This is a genomic window from Lewinellaceae bacterium (assembly GCA_020636135.1).
Lineage (GTDB): Bacteria > Bacteroidota > Bacteroidia > Chitinophagales > Saprospiraceae > JAGQXC01.
In genome coordinates this window covers 140,722-161,133 of the sequence record JACJYK010000003.1, presented here as the reverse complement: position 1 = coordinate 161,133, position 20,412 = coordinate 140,722, and the positions used below count along the sequence as shown (strand labels likewise).

The window sequence follows — 20,412 nt, the reverse complement described above, 5'->3', positions numbered from 1 at the left end:
CGATCAGGACAGGCTTCTCATCCTTGTGGCCCAACAAAAAAAGGGTCCCAGCTAATCACTGAAACCCTTAAGTTGACCCACAAGGATTTCCTTCACTACACGATGTTGCGTTCAGGACAGGCTTCTCATCCTTGTGGCCCAACAAAAAAAGGGTCCCAGCTAATCACTGAAACCCTTAAGTTGACCCACAAGGATTCGAACCTTGACTGACGGAACCAAAATCCGGAGTGCTACCGTTACACCATGGGTCAATCGCGGATGCAAAATTACAACAATTTCACTTCACGGGAAAGAGATGAGCTGAAAAAATCAGGAAACGGGCAGTTCGGCCTGATTCACGATGGTATTCAAAATAGAGGCATCCGGACATTCATCATTCAGTAAGGCGTAAAGGACATCGTGATATGCCGAATAGGCAGGCAGGTTGTTGTGTTTCGCACCTGGAATGGTGACCAGTGTAATCTGCGGAAACTCCTTTGCCAATCGTACACTCATCGCATAGGGAATCAGCCGGTCACGGGTGCCGTGTATGATGTAAACCGGGCATTCTACCTTGGCCATAAACTGGTCAGTACGGATCTTATAGCGCAAGACCCACCGCAAGGGCAGCCAGAAGCCGTAGCGGCGTGTGAGGTGCCAGAAGCTGTAATAAGGGCTGTCAAGGATCAGCATCTTCGGGTTGTTCCAGCTGGCGATACGTGTCGCGATACCGGATCCGTAGGAACGGCCGTATAGGATGATTTTCTTTTCCGGATATTGTTTGGCCAGCCACTTGTACAGATGCTGAGCATCACTGTACAGGATGTTCTCGGACCGTTTGCCACGGCTCTTGCCAAAGCCCCGGTAGTCGATCATGAAAAAGTCATAACCCTTCCCCAGAAAGTCCTTGGCGAATTTCCCCCATCCCTTGATGCTGCGCGAGTTGCCCTTCAGATAAAAGACGACACCCAGGGCATTGGGCATCTTAAAGTGAACTCCGTTGACCGTGCCGCCGTCTTCCATGGTGAACTTCACCTCTTCAAAGGGAAACGGGTATTGATACTGGAACGACTGAGGCAGTAATTCCGGCCTGAAAAAGAAATAATGCTGAAAGAAATAAAAGAGGATGCAGATCAATACATAACCACCGATGACCAGGCCTATGCCAGTCATGAATTGGCCAATTGGTAGATGTCGTTCAAATCACGGCCTAATCCATCGTAATCCAATCCATATCCGACCACAAATCGATCGGGAATGTCAAAAGCAACCGAGGTTTCCGGTAAGGTAAATTGAACCACATCCGGTTTCCGCAAAAGTGAATAGATCCGTATGGAACGCGGTTGTTCCTTTTCAAGATAGCTGCAGAAATGGTGCAGGGTTCGGCCGGAGTCCACGATGTCCTCCAGCAGGATAAGGTCCCTGTCGCGGACCGGAATATCCACTCCGCGTATGATATTGACTTCTCCGGTGCTGCTCGTGCCGGCATAGGAAGCGATCTGCACAAAGGCAATTTCGATGGGAATCTCCAGGAAAGTAACGAGATCAGCTGTGAACCGGAAAGCACCGTTCAGGACACTGATAACGAGAGGCACTCTACCGGAATACCTGGAGTTGATGTCTTCTGCCAGGCGCTCAATACCAGCCAGAATGTCGACGTGTTCCAGATATGGAGTGAAATGTTTATCGTGCAACCGGATCGTCTGGCTCATGGTGAGCCCAGTTGATCTAACAGGTAAACCAAGGTCGTCATGGCTGCTGCTCCCAGGGTTAGTTCCCGCTCATTTACCTTGTCAAAGGTGTCGATGTGCGTATGGTGATAATCAAAATAACGCTGTGAATCCGGTGAAAGCCCGATAAGCATTCCTTTCTGAGGGCGCAGTGGACCAATGTCCGATCCACCGCCACCTTTGCTGAGCTCCAGGCCCAATGGCTGCAGATAGTCATTGAACGGTTTGACCATTTCCAGGTAATGATCAACGACTTCCGCATCGGCGCTTAACCCAAAGCCAAGGGGAAGGAACCCTCCGGCGTCGGACTCGATGGCTGCAAAATGAAAGATGTCATCTGCAATCGCTTGTTTGGCATACTCTTCTCCTCCGGCGCCACCATTTTCTTCATTCATAAAGAGGACACAACGGATGGTATGCTGGGGACGGTAACCTAATCGTTTTAACGTTTGCAGGACCTGCATGGATTGGACACAACCGGCTCCGTCATCATGGGCACCCTCGCCGACATCCCAGGAATCCAGGTGACCGCCGACCAGGATCACCTGATTGGGATATTTCGATCCCGTGATTTCTCCGATGACATTGTAAGAAGGTTCAGGATGCTGCATGCGGCAGGTGTTACGGAGAAATACCTTTACCGGTTCTTGTTTCAATAACTGAGACAGTAGATCTGCATCTTTGGTAGCAATGGCTAGAGCCGGAATCTGTGCAACACCATCCTGGTAACGTAGCGCTCCGGTGTGTGGTACGTCGTCCGTGGCTGTGGTCATACTGCGTACGAGCACCGCTTTTGCGCCATATTTTGCCGCTTGTGAAGCACCTCCACCCCGTTGGTCCACGGCACCCCCGTAAGCCATAAACGTGCGGTGCAGGGTTTTATCCATCGGGCGGTTGTAAAAAACAATCTTGCCTTCGATTTTGGCACGCCCCAGGTCCTCTACCTCTTTCAGACTCTTTACTTCAATCACCTCTCCTGCCAGGCCCAGTGGCCCGGTACCAATACTATTACCCAGTGAAATGGCATGCAGGTCCTGAGTGCCCAGGATGGAAGAATTTACAATCCGCACCTGCTCTTCATCACCGCGTACCCAGTGCGGTACATCAACAGGTTGTAACCAGACCCGGTCCAGACCGAGGCTGTCAAGCATTTGACGGGTGTATTCCACTGCGGCGGCAGCCTGGGGTGATCCGCTTAGCCGGGCGCCGACCTTTTTTGTGAGATAATGGAGCCATTCATACGAAGATCCCCTGGTCAGGGATTGATCGTAGATGGATTTAATAAAATCGCTTTCGGCATCCTGAGTCCAGGCGGTGGTCATGGTGAAAGCCATGAAGGCCAAAACCAGGAAATTCTTAATTTTAAGTTTCATTTTCATTCCCCAAATTACATACATGATCTTGTTACTTTTAGTACTTATTGCGTCATAATGTTGCATCACGGCCAAGCCCCTTACAAACGTTGAATAAAAATACTAGAAATAAGGTTAGTGATGAAATGCTCGTCAGTCAATATTTGCTTACGCAGCAGCAATGGTATTTCAACGAATTGTATGATCGCTATGCCCCTAAGGTTTTCGCCAAGTGTATTACGCTTCTGAAAGATGAAGTATGGGCGGAAGACGCACTACAGGATATTTTCATAAAAGTAGTACTGCGCTTAGCCGATTTCGGTGAGCGTTCGAAGTTTTCAACCTGGCTGTATTCCATCACCTATAATTACTGCATCGATCAGGTAAGAAAGCGAAAATACGATGTGCTGATGCCTGACGAATCATGGGAAAGACTCGATGTCCAGGATGAAACAACCGATGACAAATACCTTTTGGAGACCCGGATCCACGAACTGAAAGTCGTAATGGGAGAGCTTCCCGTGATAGACCGGGCCCTGCTACTTATGAAATACCAGGATGATCTATCGATCCGCGACATCGCCGAATCCATGAATAAGACCGAATCGGCCATCAAGATGCAATTGCTCAGAGCCAAAGAGAAGTTTAGGATAATACATGACAAGCTGTTTAAAAATCAATAAATTCTGACCTGTATGGAACAGGAGAACAATTTCAAAGCGTGGGAGGAAGAACTGATTCGTAATCATCGCCAACCGCCTGCAGAAGTAGGGAATAATTTGCGGCAGAATATGGGTTTCTTTCGATTATTCGGAGATTTATTCGAACTTTATATGCCTAAAATGTTTAAAATTATTGTCCAGGTAGTCGGGGGATCTGAACCAGTTACCAGGGCGCCGCGAAGGCAACCTCCTAACACCATACAGGAGCAACAATAACCTCGGAACAATGGATCTTTCCTTTCCCTTCTTATCGGAATTGTTAAAGCAACTGGCAAATATATTGCCGCGGATATTGGTTGCTATCGTTCTGCTGGTCATTGGTCTGCTGATTGCCCGCATGATCTCCCGGTTTCTTCGGAAACTTCTTTCCAAGATCGGAATTGACCGGTTTGGAGAAAGACTGGAGAAAATCGATGTGGTGCAGAACTCCAAAATGGAGGTCAAACTATCGGTGTTCATCAGTAAGATCATCTATTATTTTCTGTTGTTGATGGTGATCATGGTGGTCACCGAGATCATCAATATTCCTACCATTACTGACCTGATCGAACGTTTGATCAATTTCATTCCGAAACTGGTCGTAGGCCTGGGCGTACTCTTCATCGGATTGATCCTGTCCGATATGTTGCGGCAGACCCTGCTGACCGTTACGACATCACTGGCCATACCCAGTGCCAAATTGATCTCCAACGGCATCTTCTACTTCCTGCTGATCAATGTATTTGTTATTGCCCTGAAGCAGGTGGAGATAGATACATCATTCTTGCAAAATAACATCCTGATCGTTGTGGCCGGTGCCGTGTTTGCTTTTGCGCTCGGCTATGGTTTAGCCTCAAAAGACCTGGTAAGTAATTTTCTCACCTCCTTTTATCTGCAAGATCAATTCCAGCTTGGTGATGAAATCAGCATCGGTAGTGTGAGGGGTCAGATTGTTGCCATGGGCCGCAGCAACATCACCCTTTATACTGCTCAGGGCCAGGTGTTTATACCCATCCGGAAGCTTACACAGGAGCAGGTAACACTGCATAAACGCAATCAGAAATTGATTGAAGATTAAAAACACATTACCTTTATGACGGATACTTTCCCCCATCTGTAAAACAGCAGGCCCCCCGGAAACCAGACCCGGTGCAGTGATATTTCATAATCGTAAGCACCGTTCAGAGATTCAAATTAATTCGCTAAAAATCAAACACCTAAAATGATGAAAAGAATTGTTTTACTCGTATTGGTTTTCGGCTGCTTCATGATCAGCCAGATGACAGCACAGACAAATGATGCGTTGATGAAGCAAAAGGAAGCCAAAGTAGCCGAACTGGCCAAACTGGAGGCAGACCTTGCCGGACTGACCAGTCAGGCTGATGGACTCAAAGGCGAGATTGCAGCGTTGACAGAACAGTTGACACCGTACCCGCGCTGGGACAAGGGATTGCTCGGAAACATCGGACTCAACCTGTCCGGATTTAATAACTGGCTGTCCAAAGCCCAGCCCAATACCTCCGCAGCCAACATTGGTACTACGCTGTCCGGATTTGCCAATGCCGATTATCAGAAGGCTTTCTGGCGGAACAGTGCCAACCTGACCCTTGGATGGATCAAATTTGATGATAAAGACATCAGTACCGATCCTACCGGATTTCAGGTTGCAGCGGACGCCTTTAATATGATGTCCCTGTACGGGTATAAATTATCGGATAAAATAGCTTTGTCGGCACTGGGTGAATACCGGACTTCCATTCTCGATGGTAAATTCAACGACCCGGGTTATCTGGACCTGGGGGTTGGAGCAACATGGACTCCGGTTAAAGACCTGGTGGTGGTAATTCATCCGCTGGACTACAACTTTGTCTTTTCCAGTGGTGACTACAATTACGAGTCTTCACTGGGATGCAAGATCGTAGCAGATTACACGCGCCAAATCACAAAAGGAGTAGCCTGGAAGTCAAACCTTTCTGCCTTCTTAAGCTATAAAGGATCTGAACTCAACAACTGGACCTGGGTAAACGGATTCAGCACCGCCGTGAAAGGAGTTGGAATCGGGCTGGACATCGGTTTGCGGAATAACAAACAGGAATCACTGGCTGCCATATCCGAAGGCAAGCTGGACACAGGTAAAAACCCGTTGCAGACTTACTGGATACTGGGCTTTTCCTACGCCATATCATCCAAGAAATAAAGGATAGAAGTGCATACCTCGCGGGTCCCCGGTCCTTCAAGGCCGGGGATTTTGTTTTTTAAAGCGGCGTTTCATGGATAAAAGCAAATGGATCCTTCCCTCGTACCGGATTTGATGGTTCAACCTGTAAGTACCAGGATTGCCTTACCGGTTTAGCAAAGATGTTGTAACATTGCATAAGCACAACATCTCTACAACTATGCAGGAAAAAAAGCTCTTTTTACTGGATGGACACGCCCTCGTATACCGGGCACATTTCGCCTTCATCAACCGGCCACTGATTAATTCCAAAGGTATCAATACCTCCGCCATAACCGGGTTTGTCCGGACATTATGGGATTTGATGCGCAATCAAAAACCTTCCCATATCGCCGTATTTTTTGATCTCGATACACCTACATTCCGACATCAGATGTATGAACCCTACAAAGCCAACCGCGAGTCCCAGCCAGAGGATATCCAGGTAGCATTTCCCTATATCCGCAAGATTGTTGAAGGCTTTAACATTCCCATAGTCGAGATGGATGGGTATGAAGCCGATGATGTGATCGGAACCATAGCCAAACAAGCCGAAAAAGAAGGATTCACGGTGTATATGGTCACCCCGGATAAAGACTATGCCCAGCTGGTCAGCGAACATATTCTGCTTTACAAACCCAGCCGTCAGGGCAATGGCATCGACATTTTAGGGGTAAAGGAAATCCTGGAAAGCTGGGAAATTGAGCGCATTGATCAGGTTATTGATGTCCTGGGCCTCAAGGGAGATGCCGTTGATAATATACCGGGTATTCCCGGCGTAGGTGAAAAAACTGCCGTTCAGCTCCTCAAAGATTATGGAAGTGTGGAAGAGGTCATCGCTCATGCCGATGAATTAAAAGGTAAGCTGAAGGAACGCGTCGAAACGTATGCTGACCAGGCCCTGTTATCCAAAAAACTGGCCACCATAGATTTGAATGCCCCGGTAAAGTTTGATGCCAAAGCGTATGAAATCGAACCGGTGAACCGGGAAGTGCTTACGGAAATATTTAAGGAACTTGAATTCAGGACACTGGCTCATGCCATCCTCGGAGAAGAAGATAAAGAGACACAGAAAGACCTTTTCGGTAATCCTGTGGATAGTAAGGTATCGGAAAAACTGGCCACTCCTGCACCGGCTTATGCGGTAGCGGACAAAAATGCCGAAAACACCAAACATACCTACCGGTTGATTGACAGCCTGGATGGGATCCGGGATTTAGTCCAGGAACTCGAAAAACAGATCATGTTTTGCTTCGATACCGAGACAACCGGTCTTGACCCTAATGAGGCGGAATTGGTGGGCCTGTCCTTGTCCTGGAAAGACCATGATGCTTATTACATCCCTTTTCCGGAAGATCAGGAGGCTGCCAGGGAAAAAATACATCTGTTCAAAGCGCTGTTTGAAAATCCCAATATTGCGAAAGTAGGACAGAACATCAAGTACGACATGCTGATGCTGAAATGGTACGGCATCGAGGTAAAGGGAGCCTTATGGGACACCATGATTGCGCATTATTTGATGGAGCCGGACCAAAGGCATAAACTGGATAACCTGTCGGAAAACTACCTCAACTACAAGATGATACCGATCGAAGATCTGATCGGTAAGCGGGGTGCCAGGCAACTTTCGATGCGGGATGTCGACAAACAAAAGGTAAAAGAATATGCAGCAGAGGACGCCGACATCACCTGGCAGCTTTATAAGGTCTTATTTCCCAAAGCGAAGGAAGAGCAAGTCCTCCAGGTATATGACAGCATCGAATCTCCATTGATCCAAGTCCTGGCCAGCATGGAATACGAAGGCGTGAAGGTCGATGCCAAAATGCTGGCGGATTATTCGGTACAGCTGGCAAAACAGATCGTGGAAGAAGAACGGGCAATCTATAAACTGGCAGGCGTCGATTTTAACATTGCATCGCCCAAGCAGGTCGGAGAAGTCCTCTTTGATAAGCTCAGGATACCCTACCGCTGGCGGAAAACGGCAACGGGCCAATATTCTACGGATGAAGACAAGTTGAGCGAGCTGGCTTTGGATTTTGACATTGTCGCCCACATTCAGGATCACCGGAAATTAAGCAAGCTGAAATCTACCTATGTGGATGCTTTACCGAATATGATCAACCCGCGTACCGGACGGATCCATACCTCCTACAATCAGGCACGGGCCGCCACCGGGCGACTATCTTCCGAAAATCCGAATTTGCAAAATATACCCATCCGGGATGAAGCCGGCAGGGAGATCCGGAAAGCATTTATACCCAGGGATGATCGCCATATTCTGTTATCGGCGGATTATTCACAGATTGAGCTTCGGTTGATTGCCGATCTGAGTCATGAAGAGGCAATGCTGGAAGCATTTGAGCAAAATCTCGATATCCACCGGGCTACTGCTGCCCGCGTCTATGGCGTGCCGATTGATGAAGTTACTTCCGATCAGCGGCGTAATGCCAAGACGGTGAATTTCTCCATCATTTATGGTGCAGGTTCGTTGAACCTGTCCCGCCAATTGGGTATTAAACGGGCCGAAGCCAGCCAGCTGATCGACAACTACTTTAAGCAATATAAAGGTTTGAAAGCCTATATGGAACAAACAGTGGCCTTTGCCCGTGATCATGGTTATGTCAAGACCCTTTCGGGAAGGCGACGTATACTCCGGGATATTAATTCTCGCAATGGATTATCGAGAAGTAACGCGGAACGGGTAGCCATCAATACCCCAATCCAGGGCACAGCAGCGGATATGATCAAGCTTGCGATGATAGGAATTCACGAGGCATTTGTTCAGGCCGGAATTCAATCCAAGATGATCCTTCAGGTACATGACGAATTGGTCTTTGATGTAATCCATAGCGAAATGGATCAGGTCAAGCACATCGTGGAGGATAAAATGAAGCATGCACTGCCTAATCTGAAGGTTCCCATCGAAGTGGGAATGGGCACTGGAACCAACTGGCTGGAAGCACATTGACCAAGTATCATCTCAGTTCACATCGCCGGTTTTTACAGCGATGCAATTCAGTGTTTTCTGGTGTAACTCATCAACCAGGAAGACTGGTTCCGACAAGAATTCGTAATGCCAGTTCGGCACATAGCGCCATGAATCCTGAATACCTAACACCACGCGTCGTAATTCAATGATATCGATAGCGGTTATTTTACCATCACCATTGATATCGGCTGCTTCCGCATAATAAGCGTTGGAAAACTTTTGTATCCCAAGGATGTGTTTCCGAATGGCAAGTACATCCAGCGTAGAAACGCCGTTGATGATGTCCAGATCGGAGTCGAGAAGCGCAACCCTGACCGATCGCCCTGCATAATCGGAATAGAACTCCGGAGTAAATTTCAGGTAGATACCAGAACCAGCTGGCTGCCTGGAATAATAAGAATTCGGGATGGAGCTGGTGTCAGCGCCGTTCCCAGCGGTCAGTTTGATTAAAGGGGATCCCACAACGGTTCTGTAGCTGGATTTGAAATTCATCAGGTTAATCGAAACATCAAATTCGTCAATCACCTGGGGGCAAAGCGTTCCGGTGATTAGAAGGATTACTGTTCCCGAAGTCTTGTTCCCTGATGCGTCGTAAGCATAGATGGTCATCGTAGTCAACCCGGCATCGGCACAGGTTATTGTCCGCATGACATCCTGAGGATTTTCACTGAATGAAAAAATAAGATTGGTAGACGGTGTACAATTATCAGTCGTCCCGGCATCAAGATCTTTGGCATAGATGATAATAGCCGAATCAGCATCCAGTGCAACAGTCGCGGTTCCCGCATACAATTTAAGATCAGGTGGTGTGGAGTCCGGGTCACATACGGATTGAGCGGTTCCCGTGGATACCGACAGAACAACCAGTATTAGTATTCTCCAATTCATAGTGAAGCATTTATGGGTTAAAAAAATGCCTCTGTGGGATACGGAAAGAGCGATCAAATCGATGTACATCAGTCGGCGGCGTCCGGTATTTTTATTTCGTACGTTTTGCCCGTTTTGTTCGTCAGCTTGCTGGTACGCAGCCAGGGATTGTACACTTTCAGCATCCGGTAGGTTATGCCATTGTCAACAGCAAAGGTGCCTAAGTCGGAAATGCCGGATTTTACCTCGATGATCTTGTATTTGTCCAGAGGTTTATACAATTGCTGGGGTTCGATGATAAACCCGAATGCCTGGGGATCCTTCAATATTTCCTTCACAGCCAGAATACGAAATACGTAGCGTGAGGTCTCGTCATTTAAATTAAGGTCGTAGTAATTATCGGTTTTTTGCATGTCCAGTTCTTTCCTCAGCCGGGTATCGCCCATGTTGTAAGCGGCAGCTGCGAGGGTCCAGGAACCGAATTTTTGTTTGCTGTCCTTCAGGTATTTGCAGGCGGCTTCCGTAGATTTCTCCACATTGAGCCTCTCGTCGACTTCGTCATTGATTTCAAGATGATAGTAGGCTCCGATGCTCTTGAGGAACTGCCAGATCCCGCGGGCGCCGGCCGGTGAGGTCTCATTGCGTAAATTACTCTCGATAACGGCCAGGTATTTGAAATCATCAGGCACACCTTCTTTCGCCAGGATCGGCTCCATAATGGGAAAATACCGGTTAGCAGCCTTGATGTTCAGTACGGTGCTGGAATGCCAGTAGGAATTAACCAGCATTTCGCGATCGAAACGCTCATAAACATCAAAATTATCCAGGGGCACCGTCTCTCCGGCAAACGTATATTCCTGGTCCAGGGGAATACTTTTGATGACCTGAGGCAGGATTTCATTCTCGTATGGAGCTGGGGATGCAGCAGCAGGCTGAGGGGTTTCTTCTTCACGGGAGGTATATGAAATGAAGAGCATCACTACAAATCCGGCCACCAGAAATACAGCGAAGTTCTTGAACAGGTGCATATCTAATTGATTTTTAGCCACCTAAGGTAAATAAATAACCGAAGACAAGCCAAAACTTTAACCTTTCAGTATGTTGTTTGCTTTATAGATAGGCACCGTGGAGCAAGGTTCTCCGAAAAATATACTGCGGGCAACCGGACGGAGATGATGGGTAAGAGCGGCATAGGCACCGGCAGGCACCGGCTTTTCGCTGCATCCTTTGATGACAATACGTTGATCGCGGTATTCATCCAGTGGAAGAGCGGCGATGCATTTGTGATAATAGGCATCCAGGTAGGCTGGCTGATCTCCGAGGAAAATATCCTTCGCATAGGGTTGGGCATGAGAGGCAATCAGCATATATGCCCATAAGGGGATGACGGCATCGGCAGAACAGGTAACCAGCAGAATATGATCCTGCATCACCTGCCAGTCAAACCGTTTCATGGCCTCACGGAATTCCTTTTCTTTCAGGATCAACTCCCGGAACAAGAAAGGCTTGAGGTCAAATTTATAGAATGGGGCATCCGGGTAGAAATGTTCCAGGTTGATGGTCATCAATCCACTTTCGGCTACCCGGTTGACCGGAAGTTCGAGTGGATCATTCTTCTTCATTTCCATATGCTACCATTTCTTCAATATCCGGAATACTTCCGATCTCGGATTCAGCTTGTTTAAAATCTTTTGGTTGTGGCAAATCCTGCATATTCTTTAAGCCAAAGTAGTGCAGGAACTTTGGAGCCGTAGCGTAAAGCAACGGTCTTCCCGGACCATCACCACGACCTACTATCTCAACAAGTTCTTTCTCCAATAGTTTCTGGATGGCATAATCGCAATTGACACCCCGGATCTGTTCAACTTCTCCTTTGGCCACCGGCTGCTTGTAAGCGATAAGCGCCAAAGTCTCGAGCGCTGACTTGGACAGCTTGCGCTTGTTGGTGATGCGCAGCCAGGTGCCCACGGTATTGAAGTAGGAACCTTTAGTGAGAAACTGGTATCCGCCGGCAACCTCCGCGATCTCAAAAGAAAAATCACCTTCCCGGTAACGCAGCACCAGCTGGTCCAGGGCATTAAGGATTTCTTCCTCCGGAATCTCCTGTTCAAAGGCCTGTGATAGGGTTTCCTGCAGGTCTTGCAGGGATACGGGATGTTCAGCAACAAAGATCAGGCTTTCAATATGCAGCGCTAAAGGATCCAAAGCATGATGATTTAGCCGCGAAAATAAGGGAATTTACGGTGTGGTAAAACCATTTGGATATACAGGCACCACATCAGTAGGCACACGGGTGGCTAGACAAAGGAGAAGAACAAGGTGATGGCTGAGATGGAGAGGATGACGATAATCAGAAAAATAATCGCCTGGATGACATTTTTCCGGTTTAGTTTTTTACGCAGAGCGTTCTTTGGGGTATCAACTTCGTGATCTATGACCAATCCGTAGTACCATCGGTTATTCTTGCGTTCTACCGTGAGATTACACATCTCATCGTCGATGAAAAATGAGTAAGTTTTAGTCCTGAGCACGTTAAAATCGATGACAACGATCTTTTGGTTACAATAGACCATCAGATGACCAGTCTTGTTACCATGGAACAAGCCGATGTTGAACCGCTGACCCATGTCATCAATATATGTCCATTTAAACTGTGGCAATCGCGTTGATTATCAGGTCTATCCGTTAATTTTTTTATCCTATCCCTATTTAACGGCAATAACCGTGCTAAAATTTAGTTGGAGCTAAAAAACATTCAACTTCTCGTAAAAGGGACAAATACGGAGGGGCATCGTGAATCAATTTACATTTTTTTCACTATACAAACCTGAAAAACATAAGGGCCTAAAACAAAACAGGGCACTACCAGCTTGCGCTGGAGCACCCTGCATAACCCCAAAAAACCAATTGAAAACAATCTACTTATGCCTAAATAAGCAGAATTAAGAGAACTTTATCTCTTAATTTCACTCTTTAGACGTGCCCTGTGTAAAAAGTAACATGCACTAAACAATAAATTTATAGCTTTTGGGGCGATGATTGGTAATAAGGGTTAATGGCAAGGTCGAAGATAATATATTATTGTACAAATTGTGGTTCTGAATCTCCAAAATGGATAGGAAAATGTCCATCCTGTGGAGAATGGAACACTTACCGGGAAGAAGAGGTTGTGGTAAAATCCAGTATTCGCACCCAGTCCGGAACCCTGGAGGAAGAGCCCACGAGTTTAACGGATATCCCAGCTTCCGCCTATACCCGTCTGGACACCCGGGATGCTGAGCTAAACCGGGTGCTGGGAGGTGGTATTGTCCCCGGATCGCTTATTCTGATCGGCGGAGAACCGGGTATCGGTAAATCAACCCTCCTGCTTCAGGTGGTCCTTCAACATCCCCGGCCAACGCTTTATGTTTCAGGCGAGGAAAGCCTCCAACAGATCAAATTACGCGCCTCCCGCGTTGGTGCTCAAACCGATACCGCCCTGTTTTTAGCCGAAACACGACTGGAAAAAGTCATCAAGCAAGCTAAGCGGCTGGAGCCGGAGGTGTTGGTGATCGACTCTATCCAGACCATTCAAATGGAAGCGCTGGATGCAGCACCCGGCAGCATCACCCAGATCCGGGAGTGTACAGCGGCATTGATGCAATTTGCCAAGCAATCACAGATCCCTGTAGTTATCATCGGTCATATTACCAAGGAAGGATCGATCGCCGGTCCAAAATTGTTGGAACACATGGTAGACGTCGTGTTGCAGTTTGAAGGCGACAGGCATCATACCTACCGGATGGTGAGGACTCTGAAGAACCGGTTTGGATCTGCAGATGAACTTGGCATCTATGAAATGACCGCGGCAGGGTTGCGTACGGTGACTAACCCGTCGGAGCTATTATTATCCCAATCGGAAGATCATATGAGTGGCGCTGCCATCGGGGCTACCATGGAGGGGATGCGTCCTCTACTGATCGAATCGCAGGCCCTGGTAAGTACCGCCGTTTACGGAACGCCGCAACGTTCGACCACAGGTTTTGACCTCCGCCGGCTATCCATGATCCTGGCCGTACTTGAAAAAAGATGTGGTTTTAACTTCGGACAGCAGGATGTTTTTCTTAACATGGCCGGTGGACTCAAAGTGATGGATCCGGCAATGGATCTGGCGGTGGCAGCAGCGCTGATCTCCTCACTGGAGGAAATGGCCATACCCTCGAACTGGTGTTTTGCGGCTGAGGTCGGCTTGACTGGCGAAGTACGCGCAGTAAACCGCATCGAACAACGTATCCAGGAGGCACAGCGACTGGGCATGCACACCTTTGTGCTTTCTGCTTACAACACCAAAGGCATTAAGGTTCCTGCCGGAATCCGCCTGCTTCCCATCAGCCGCATACAGGAATTGTATGATTTGATCGGACGGGCAAACATCGAGCCCTGAACCGGTGTTTAGTCTGGTATGGAACCTCAATCCAAAGCATATCTCTTGTACGATGGTATTTGCGTCCTTTGTAACAGGTCTATCCTCTGGGTATTAAGACATGACCCGAAGGAACATATCCGTGTCGCTGCCCTGGACTCAAATTTTGCACACCAATTGCTGGAGCAAACCACCGGTCAGCGTCCGAAGATGGATTCTGTACTCTTCTGGAAGGATGGTAAGATCTATGACCGGAGCAGCGCGGTCCTGGAAATCCTTGCCATCCTGCCCCGTCCATGGCGATGGTTGTGGATATTCAGGATCATTCCCCGACCGTGGAGGGATACCATCTACGATTGGATAGCCCGCAACCGGTACCGCTGGTTTGGGACCTATGCGACCTGTCCGATGCCATCCAAGGCCATCAGGGATCGCTTCATCCTTTAGTCAAAATTACGATCATATCAGCAGACCGGATCTCCGACCAGGAGCTGATGCAGGTTGTTTAACTTAATGATCAAAAGTATCACCACTCATACATTCCATACCGATGGGAGATCCATCCGGCATTTCTTTGGCTTCAGGCACGGTAAATTCACCCGGATCATCCAGGTAGGATTTAATGGCCGCAGCCAAAGCAAAACGATGGGCCTGGTCGGCAGCTTCTTGTCCGCCGGAATTCAGATGATCCGCGGCGTTGTTGAGGAAGAAGAGTACCTCGGCACGCACCTGTGCGGATACACCGGATTGTTTCATATCATCCATCAATGTATAGTAGAAGCGCTGTTCTGTAAGTCGACCTATTTCTTTTTCCATCGCCGTTTTTCCGGTATTGGAGCCTACATGTTTGGAAATGGCCATCAGGTAATCCGACAGGGACATGTGAGCGGTTGGAAAGCGGTCGTGTTGTTCGACGATCCGGGCGAGACGCGCGGGAACCAGCATAAATCCAAGGGTATTCTGTACGGATGACTCGGCAGCACCCAATGGATCAAAGGTCTGGCTGGTATAGATCTTGAATAATTCACGGTCGCGGTTGTAACCCAGCGGTTGTGGCGGCAAATATTGCAGAATGGATTCCGGGATAACCAGGTACTGAGGCTCCAGAGTGGCAAAAAGGCTCTCCATTGCTGCTTTCTGATCTGCAGGAGATACGGGCTTTACCTGAGCGGTATTGGTTTCTTTGACATCGTAAGCATACTGTACGCCACCGATAACCTTGCTCGTTGCCTCGATCTGGTAGCGCGGCAGGAGATACAGAGGTACCAGGGCGTTTTCCAATGTTCCCAAAGGTGCGCCGGTACGGATGGTATTTAATCCGAAGTGATCCATCGCCGTTTGCCGTACCTTGATCAGGCGGGTTAATTCCTGGGCTGCGTCGGAACCGCTATCCCACAGATGTCCATAGGGATTGGCACCTTCCGCTGCCCGCGCATCGCGGTCGGAAATGTAGCGTAATCCCATTTTTTCATTTTCCTGAAGGATGGTTTGTAAAGCGGCATGCTCATCGGTGCCGGCAGGAAAATCCTGGTATCCATACAGAATGGTACGCTTATCCCAGGCTCCGATCTTATCATCGTAGGCATTGGCCGCAGTGACATTGCCATCAGCAGTCACTTCATAGAGAGGATGTGGATAGTCCATGACTGAAGAGCGATCGTTGGTGCTGGCGGCGAAATTATGTGCCAGTCCCAGGGTATGCCCCACCTCATGGGCGGCTAACTGACGCAGGCGGGCTAATGCCACATCAAGCAATGGTCCGTCATTGTCATCGCTCTTGCCGTAAGGAGATAACAAAGCCTGGGCGATCAGGAAGTCCTGCCGTACCCGCAGGGATCCCAGCGAGACCTGGCCTTTGATGATCTCGCCCGTACGCGGATCGTTGATTCCTGCACCGTAGGACCAGCCCCGGGTAGACCGGTGGACCCACTGGATGAGATTGTACCGTACATCCATCGGATCGGCATCATCAGGAAGCATTTTTACCTGAAATGCATTGATGTATCCGGCCGCTTCAAACGCCTGATTCCACCAGCGGGCTCCTTCCAGCAGCGCGCTGCGGATAGGTTCAGGACATCCGGGATCCAGGTAATAGACGATCGGTTCTACCGCTTCGCTTTTAGCGGCTTTCGGATCTTTCTTTTGTAGTCGATGACGGGTAATGAAGCGCTTTACCAGTGGTGATTCTATCGGGGTAGCATAATCGGCATAAGAGGTGCCGAAATAACCGCTCCTCGGATCAAATTCCCGTGGCTCATATCCCGGACCAGGCAATTCGATGAAAGAATGGTGCATGCGGACCGTTACAGCAGTAGGGTCCGGTGTCACGGAGCGGATCCATCCGCCTTTTGGTGTGCCGGTGAAGGTGATGGTAGCTTCAAATTCCGTGTTTTTCGGAAAGTTTTTAGTGCGCTCCAGGTAGAGGGCACAACGGCTTTTATCCAGGGAGTAATTGCCCTGATTGGTCTGTGCCAGGCGGTTGGCAACACCATGGGCATCCCTCAACAGGAAGGGGGTCAGGTCGATCCTCGCTCCCAGCGTGGTATCTTTTTCCACATCAAATCCCCATAGTACCGACTGGGCAAAAGCCTGTTCTACCGATTTCCGCTCCAGGATGTCGTCACTGACCGCCCGGTAGTCGTAATTGATTTTAATGAGCAGAATCTTATTTCCTGAGCGTGTAAACTTTACCACGCCTTCATCTCCGATCTGTCCCCGGTCCAGGCCGATATCATTGGAGCCTATGCCTGCGGGGAGTGAATTGACGTATAAAAATTCCTGGTCCAGCTTGTCGACGTACAGATACATCTTGCCTTTGGCATTATCCCATTCATAGGGGAAATAACCCGGCGTGACAGCGGCCTGAACATAGCCAAATAGTGCGAGTAAGAGACTGGTAAATATGATTTTCATGAATTCCATTTATTAATCTTGTTCTTCAATTTCTTCTCTTTCCAATTGGAGCGATTCTACATGCTGTACATCAAAATGATGATTGACCAATGCGCACCAGTAACAATCCTCCTTGCCGCAGCCTGGATAAAATGCATGCGCTTTGATCCTTTCATAGGCATGGTTCAATGCTCGCCCGACACTTGCCTCGTCCTCCGGTTGTACGGTAATGGTACTCAACTGAAAATTTCCAGAATTGTCAGGTATGATAAAATCCATGACTCCTTCCTGCATCCGGTGCCGGTATTCGGGGATCTGGTCTAAAAGTAATTTATAAAATACAATTTGTCTCCAGTATTCACTTCCGGGGTCCAGTTCGTCGGCCGGTGGCTTTAATTTATTTGAAGCATATTTGCCTGTTTTGTAATCAACGACCCGTATGCTGTGCGGATGTAGCTCAATTTTATCGATCATGCCGGAAATGGGTACGCCGGCGTATACAGCATCTTTTATCCTGAATTCCACATGCGGTTTTTCCTTTAACGACCGCCAGGACGCGATCCGGGCGTCGTAATAAGCCGGTAGAATCTGCTCGCCATAATATAATTGCTCTTCAAATTGCCTTTTGGTGAAATGGGACTGATGGATCTCCATCCCCTCGCGGAAATAGCGGATCAGGGCCTCGACTGTTGAATTATCCTGGATGTTTTTGTGGAATTTTTCCAGTGCGTGATGTACTGCATTACCAAATCCCATCCGGTCTGTACGTGCAGTAGGTACTCGAAGGATCTGTTCGAAATAAAAGGTAAGCGGGCAACGCAAAAACTTGTTGAGCGAGGTAGAACTTATCTTCAATCCCTGAATTTGGTGATCAATCCAGTCGTGGTCCAACAGCTGGAATGGCCGGGATTCCGGAAGTAAAAGCCGGGTGTAGAAAGATGCCACCTGATCAGTAACTACCTGCTCGAAGTCGTCTGGTAATGAAACGGACGCTTCCAGCTCGGAAAGGAATTGTGACTTTTCCAGATGGGTCCCACTTTCATTCTCGAGGGGATAAGAAAGAAAGAGTGCCTTTTTGGCTCGGGTCATTGCGACGTAAAATAAACGCCTCTCATCCTCCACCGAGGAGCCATTATCATTGGCATTTAAATTGGCAGGCATCGAAAACTGGTTCAGATTTCCACCTTTTTTGCGTTCCCAGATATTATTTGAACATCCGATCACAAATACATAACCAAACTCCAGTCCTTTTGCGCCATGAGCTGTCATGAACTGAACCCCTTCTTCGGAATGAATAACCCGTATGAGTTCCAGAGGTATGCTGTGATTGTCCATCTTACGGAGCATCTCCAGAAATTCTTCCAGATCAAGGGTAGGTTGCTTGACCATTTCTGACTTGATAAACTCGAAAAAAGACGTTAGCACTTGTAGCAGCCAGATTTTTTCAGTGGACTGCAGGATCTCTTGCAGGATGCCCCCGTCTTTTAATATTCGTTCAAACAAATTTTGCAGCGTGAGTTCCTTTACCCCACGCATCCAGGATTCCAGGTTTTCGCCAAGACGTAATATTGGTGAAGCTTCCGCGACTCCTGCTACACGCAATAATTCCGAATCAAGAATCAGTGCACGCCAGGATAAGGTATCGTGTTCGTCCAGCCCCTGCTTTTTCCGGAGGTCTGCCTGCTCTTTTTGATATTTGGCCAGGCGTGCGATATCAATCGGAGCAATACCGAAATAAGAATAATGCATCATCTCAAAAAGCAGATGGTCCTGACTGAATGGATGATCGTATTCTTCCTGCAGAAAAGTTAGGATCGTGCGTAGATTGCGGATCAGGGTTAATTGTAGGATATTGACCTTTCGCTTGACGGAGAGTGGTATCAGATTTTGCTCCATCACGGAGATGAGATCCTCTACCTGCTTATGATTCCGGTAGATTACGGCAATCTCGGCAAGAGGTACATGATCCTCTTCATGCAGGCGTTTGATTTGATGTAAAATTCCGGTTTCTTCCTGCACCCGGTTGGGAAAATGGGTTAGATGAATTGCCCCGGAATACTTCTGATTTTGACCTGTGGCTTTAAGATTCTTCTCAATGTGTAAATGATGAACCAGCCGATCCAGGTTGGAATGGATCAGGCTTCCGGCGGCATCCAGGATCAGCTGCGCGGAACGGTAGTTGGCCTTAAGAAGGATGACTTTGGGTTTGTAGCGATCCCAAAAATCCAGGATATTCTGGACACTGGCCCCCTGAAATCGGAATATCGCCTGATCGTCATCTCCGACAACAAATAGATTTGGCCGGAACGCTGGCGGGCAAAGTGTTTCCAGGATCGCATTCTGAGCACCATTGGTATCCTGGTACTCATCCACCAGTACGTATAAATATTGTTCCTGAAGTGAAGCGAGCAGATCTGCGTTGCGTTGCAATTCCTTCAGCACCCACTGGATCATATCACCATAGTCATACCGATGATTTGCCTGTAACGCCTCATCATATTTTGGTAATAATCTCGCGGCATATTTGGTCTTCTCCCATTTGACGATCTTCTCCAGGACAGACTTTTTTATATCACCTTGCCGGCGACCTTTTGTAACTATCGAGTCCGGGTCATTCAGTAACCTGTCGATCTCATCATCCAGGAGTGCTACAAATGCATTCGCATCCAGGTTTTCCTTCTTCATGTACTCAAAAAGATGGCGTAACCGGGGAACATCAAAATACAAATCACCCCGGAGGCGCTTCAGGGGATGATCTTTGGGAAGCTGATCAATCAGTTGCCGGTAGATGGTGATCAATTCCAGTTCTGAAGCTGGCTGAAGATCGCGGTAGGCTCCGAAAATATCCCGGTATTGCTGTATGAGATGATTCCCGAACGAATGAAACGTGTGGATCTGCACCTGGTAGGCGGTCGGTCCGATGTATTGCAATAACCGTTGACGCATCGCAAATACGCCGGCTTCGGTATAGGTAAGACAGAGGATGTTATGGGGGTCCGTGTCGGTCAATTGCAGGATTTGTCCAATACGCAAAGCCAGGATCTGCGTCTTACCAGTCCCTGGTCCGGCAACGACCAGTACCGGACCCTCGATCGCATTAACCGCTTCTTTTTGTTCGGCATTGAGGTGATCCAGTGCATCCATAAACCGGGCATCCTGTCGTGCCCGGGACGCAAAATCCAGCAGGAGTTGTGAATCTCTTGACATCACCTAAAGGTACGGATTTGTACACAGGCAGGAAACTACCGATCCGTGCCGGTTAGGTTGGGAAGGTATGGAAGACGT

General features: G+C 48.2%; 16 protein-coding genes and 1 tRNA gene. 6 read left to right on the top strand and 11 right to left on the bottom strand.

Annotation, left to right across the window (positions count from 1 at the left end):
- Positions 1–180 precede the first annotated feature (180 nt).
- The 4 genes from H6570_19920 to H6570_19905 all read right to left on the bottom strand — a co-directional run bounded on the left by H6570_19920 (position 181) and on the right by H6570_19905 (position 3,088).
- A tRNA-Gln gene (locus tag H6570_19920) sits at positions 181–251 on the bottom strand.
- A 58-nt stretch (positions 252–309) separates the two neighbouring features.
- Positions 310–1,152 carry an alpha/beta fold hydrolase gene (locus tag H6570_19915; GenBank protein MCB9321557.1) on the bottom strand — a complete coding sequence of 281 codons (843 nt, stop codon included), beginning with the start codon at positions 1,150–1,152 and terminating at the stop codon, positions 310–312.
- Positions 1,149–1,691: a hypoxanthine phosphoribosyltransferase gene (gene hpt / locus H6570_19910; GenBank protein MCB9321556.1), complete on the bottom strand. Its 543-nt coding sequence runs from the start codon at positions 1,689–1,691 to the stop codon at positions 1,149–1,151. The genes H6570_19915 and hpt overlap by 4 nt, the downstream gene beginning before the upstream one ends.
- Entirely contained in the window at positions 1,688–3,088 is a 1,401-nt protein-coding gene (locus H6570_19905; protein ID MCB9321555.1) for a M20/M25/M40 family metallo-hydrolase, read from the bottom strand. The genes hpt and H6570_19905 overlap by 4 nt, the downstream gene beginning before the upstream one ends.
- 119 nt (positions 3,089–3,207) lie before the next feature.
- Here H6570_19905 and H6570_19900 point away from each other — a divergent pair, with 119 nt between their 5' ends.
- The 4 genes from H6570_19900 (at position 3,208) to polA (ending at position 8,945) form a co-directional block, all read left to right on the top strand.
- Positions 3,208–3,744: an RNA polymerase sigma factor gene (locus H6570_19900; protein MCB9321554.1), complete on the top strand. Its 537-nt coding sequence runs from the start codon at positions 3,208–3,210 to the stop codon at positions 3,742–3,744.
- Between the two features lie 265 nt (positions 3,745–4,009).
- The gene (locus tag H6570_19895; GenBank protein MCB9321553.1) at positions 4,010–4,840 is read left to right on the top strand and encodes a mechanosensitive ion channel; all 831 of its coding nucleotides are present in this window, start codon (positions 4,010–4,012) and stop codon (positions 4,838–4,840) included.
- A 147-nt stretch (positions 4,841–4,987) separates the two neighbouring features.
- Positions 4,988–5,959, top strand: coding sequence for a DUF3078 domain-containing protein (locus tag H6570_19890; protein ID MCB9321552.1), 972 nt, complete (start codon positions 4,988–4,990; stop codon positions 5,957–5,959).
- Between the two features lie 199 nt (positions 5,960–6,158).
- Positions 6,159–8,945, top strand: a complete 2,787-nt coding sequence (polA, locus tag H6570_19885; GenBank protein MCB9321551.1) for a DNA polymerase I — start codon at positions 6,159–6,161, stop codon at positions 8,943–8,945.
- Between the two features lie 12 nt (positions 8,946–8,957).
- Here the strand turns inward: polA and H6570_19880 are convergent, their stop codons facing one another.
- From H6570_19880 to H6570_19860, 5 genes are all read right to left on the bottom strand, one after another.
- The gene (locus H6570_19880; protein ID MCB9321550.1) at positions 8,958–9,854 is read right to left on the bottom strand and encodes a hypothetical protein; all 897 of its coding nucleotides are present in this window, start codon (positions 9,852–9,854) and stop codon (positions 8,958–8,960) included.
- Between the two features lie 68 nt (positions 9,855–9,922).
- A complete protein-coding gene (locus H6570_19875) occupies positions 9,923–10,861 on the bottom strand; it encodes a lytic transglycosylase domain-containing protein (GenBank protein MCB9321549.1) in 939 nt (312 codons plus the stop codon).
- Between the two features lie 57 nt (positions 10,862–10,918).
- Entirely contained in the window at positions 10,919–11,455 is a 537-nt protein-coding gene (locus tag H6570_19870) for a DUF2480 family protein (GenBank protein ID MCB9321548.1), read from the bottom strand.
- Entirely contained in the window at positions 11,442–12,038 is a 597-nt protein-coding gene (scpB, locus tag H6570_19865) for an SMC-Scp complex subunit ScpB (GenBank protein MCB9321547.1), read from the bottom strand. The genes H6570_19870 and scpB overlap by 14 nt, the downstream gene beginning before the upstream one ends.
- A 92-nt stretch (positions 12,039–12,130) precedes the next feature.
- Positions 12,131–12,493, bottom strand: coding sequence for a hypothetical protein (locus H6570_19860; GenBank protein ID MCB9321546.1), 363 nt, complete (start codon positions 12,491–12,493; stop codon positions 12,131–12,133).
- A gap of 395 nt (positions 12,494–12,888) precedes the next feature.
- Here H6570_19860 and radA point away from each other — a divergent pair, with 395 nt between their 5' ends.
- Both radA and H6570_19850 read left to right on the top strand, forming a co-directional pair.
- Positions 12,889–14,256, top strand: coding sequence for a DNA repair protein RadA (radA, locus tag H6570_19855; GenBank protein MCB9321545.1), 1,368 nt, complete (start codon positions 12,889–12,891; stop codon positions 14,254–14,256).
- Between the two features lie 18 nt (positions 14,257–14,274).
- Positions 14,275–14,682 carry a DUF393 domain-containing protein gene (locus H6570_19850; GenBank protein ID MCB9321544.1) on the top strand — a complete coding sequence of 136 codons (408 nt, stop codon included), beginning with the start codon at positions 14,275–14,277 and terminating at the stop codon, positions 14,680–14,682.
- Positions 14,683–14,745: 63 nt separating this feature from the next.
- On the opposite strand, the gene H6570_19845 is transcribed toward H6570_19850, so the two are convergent.
- Together H6570_19845 and H6570_19840 are read right to left on the bottom strand one after the other, a co-directional pair.
- Positions 14,746–17,157: a zinc-dependent metalloprotease gene (locus tag H6570_19845; protein ID MCB9321543.1), complete on the bottom strand. Its 2,412-nt coding sequence runs from the start codon at positions 17,155–17,157 to the stop codon at positions 14,746–14,748.
- Positions 17,158–17,160: 3 nt separating this feature from the next.
- Positions 17,161–20,334 carry an ATP-dependent helicase gene (locus H6570_19840; GenBank protein ID MCB9321542.1) on the bottom strand — a complete coding sequence of 1,058 codons (3,174 nt, stop codon included), beginning with the start codon at positions 20,332–20,334 and terminating at the stop codon, positions 17,161–17,163.
- Between the last annotated feature and the right edge of the window lie 78 nt (positions 20,335–20,412).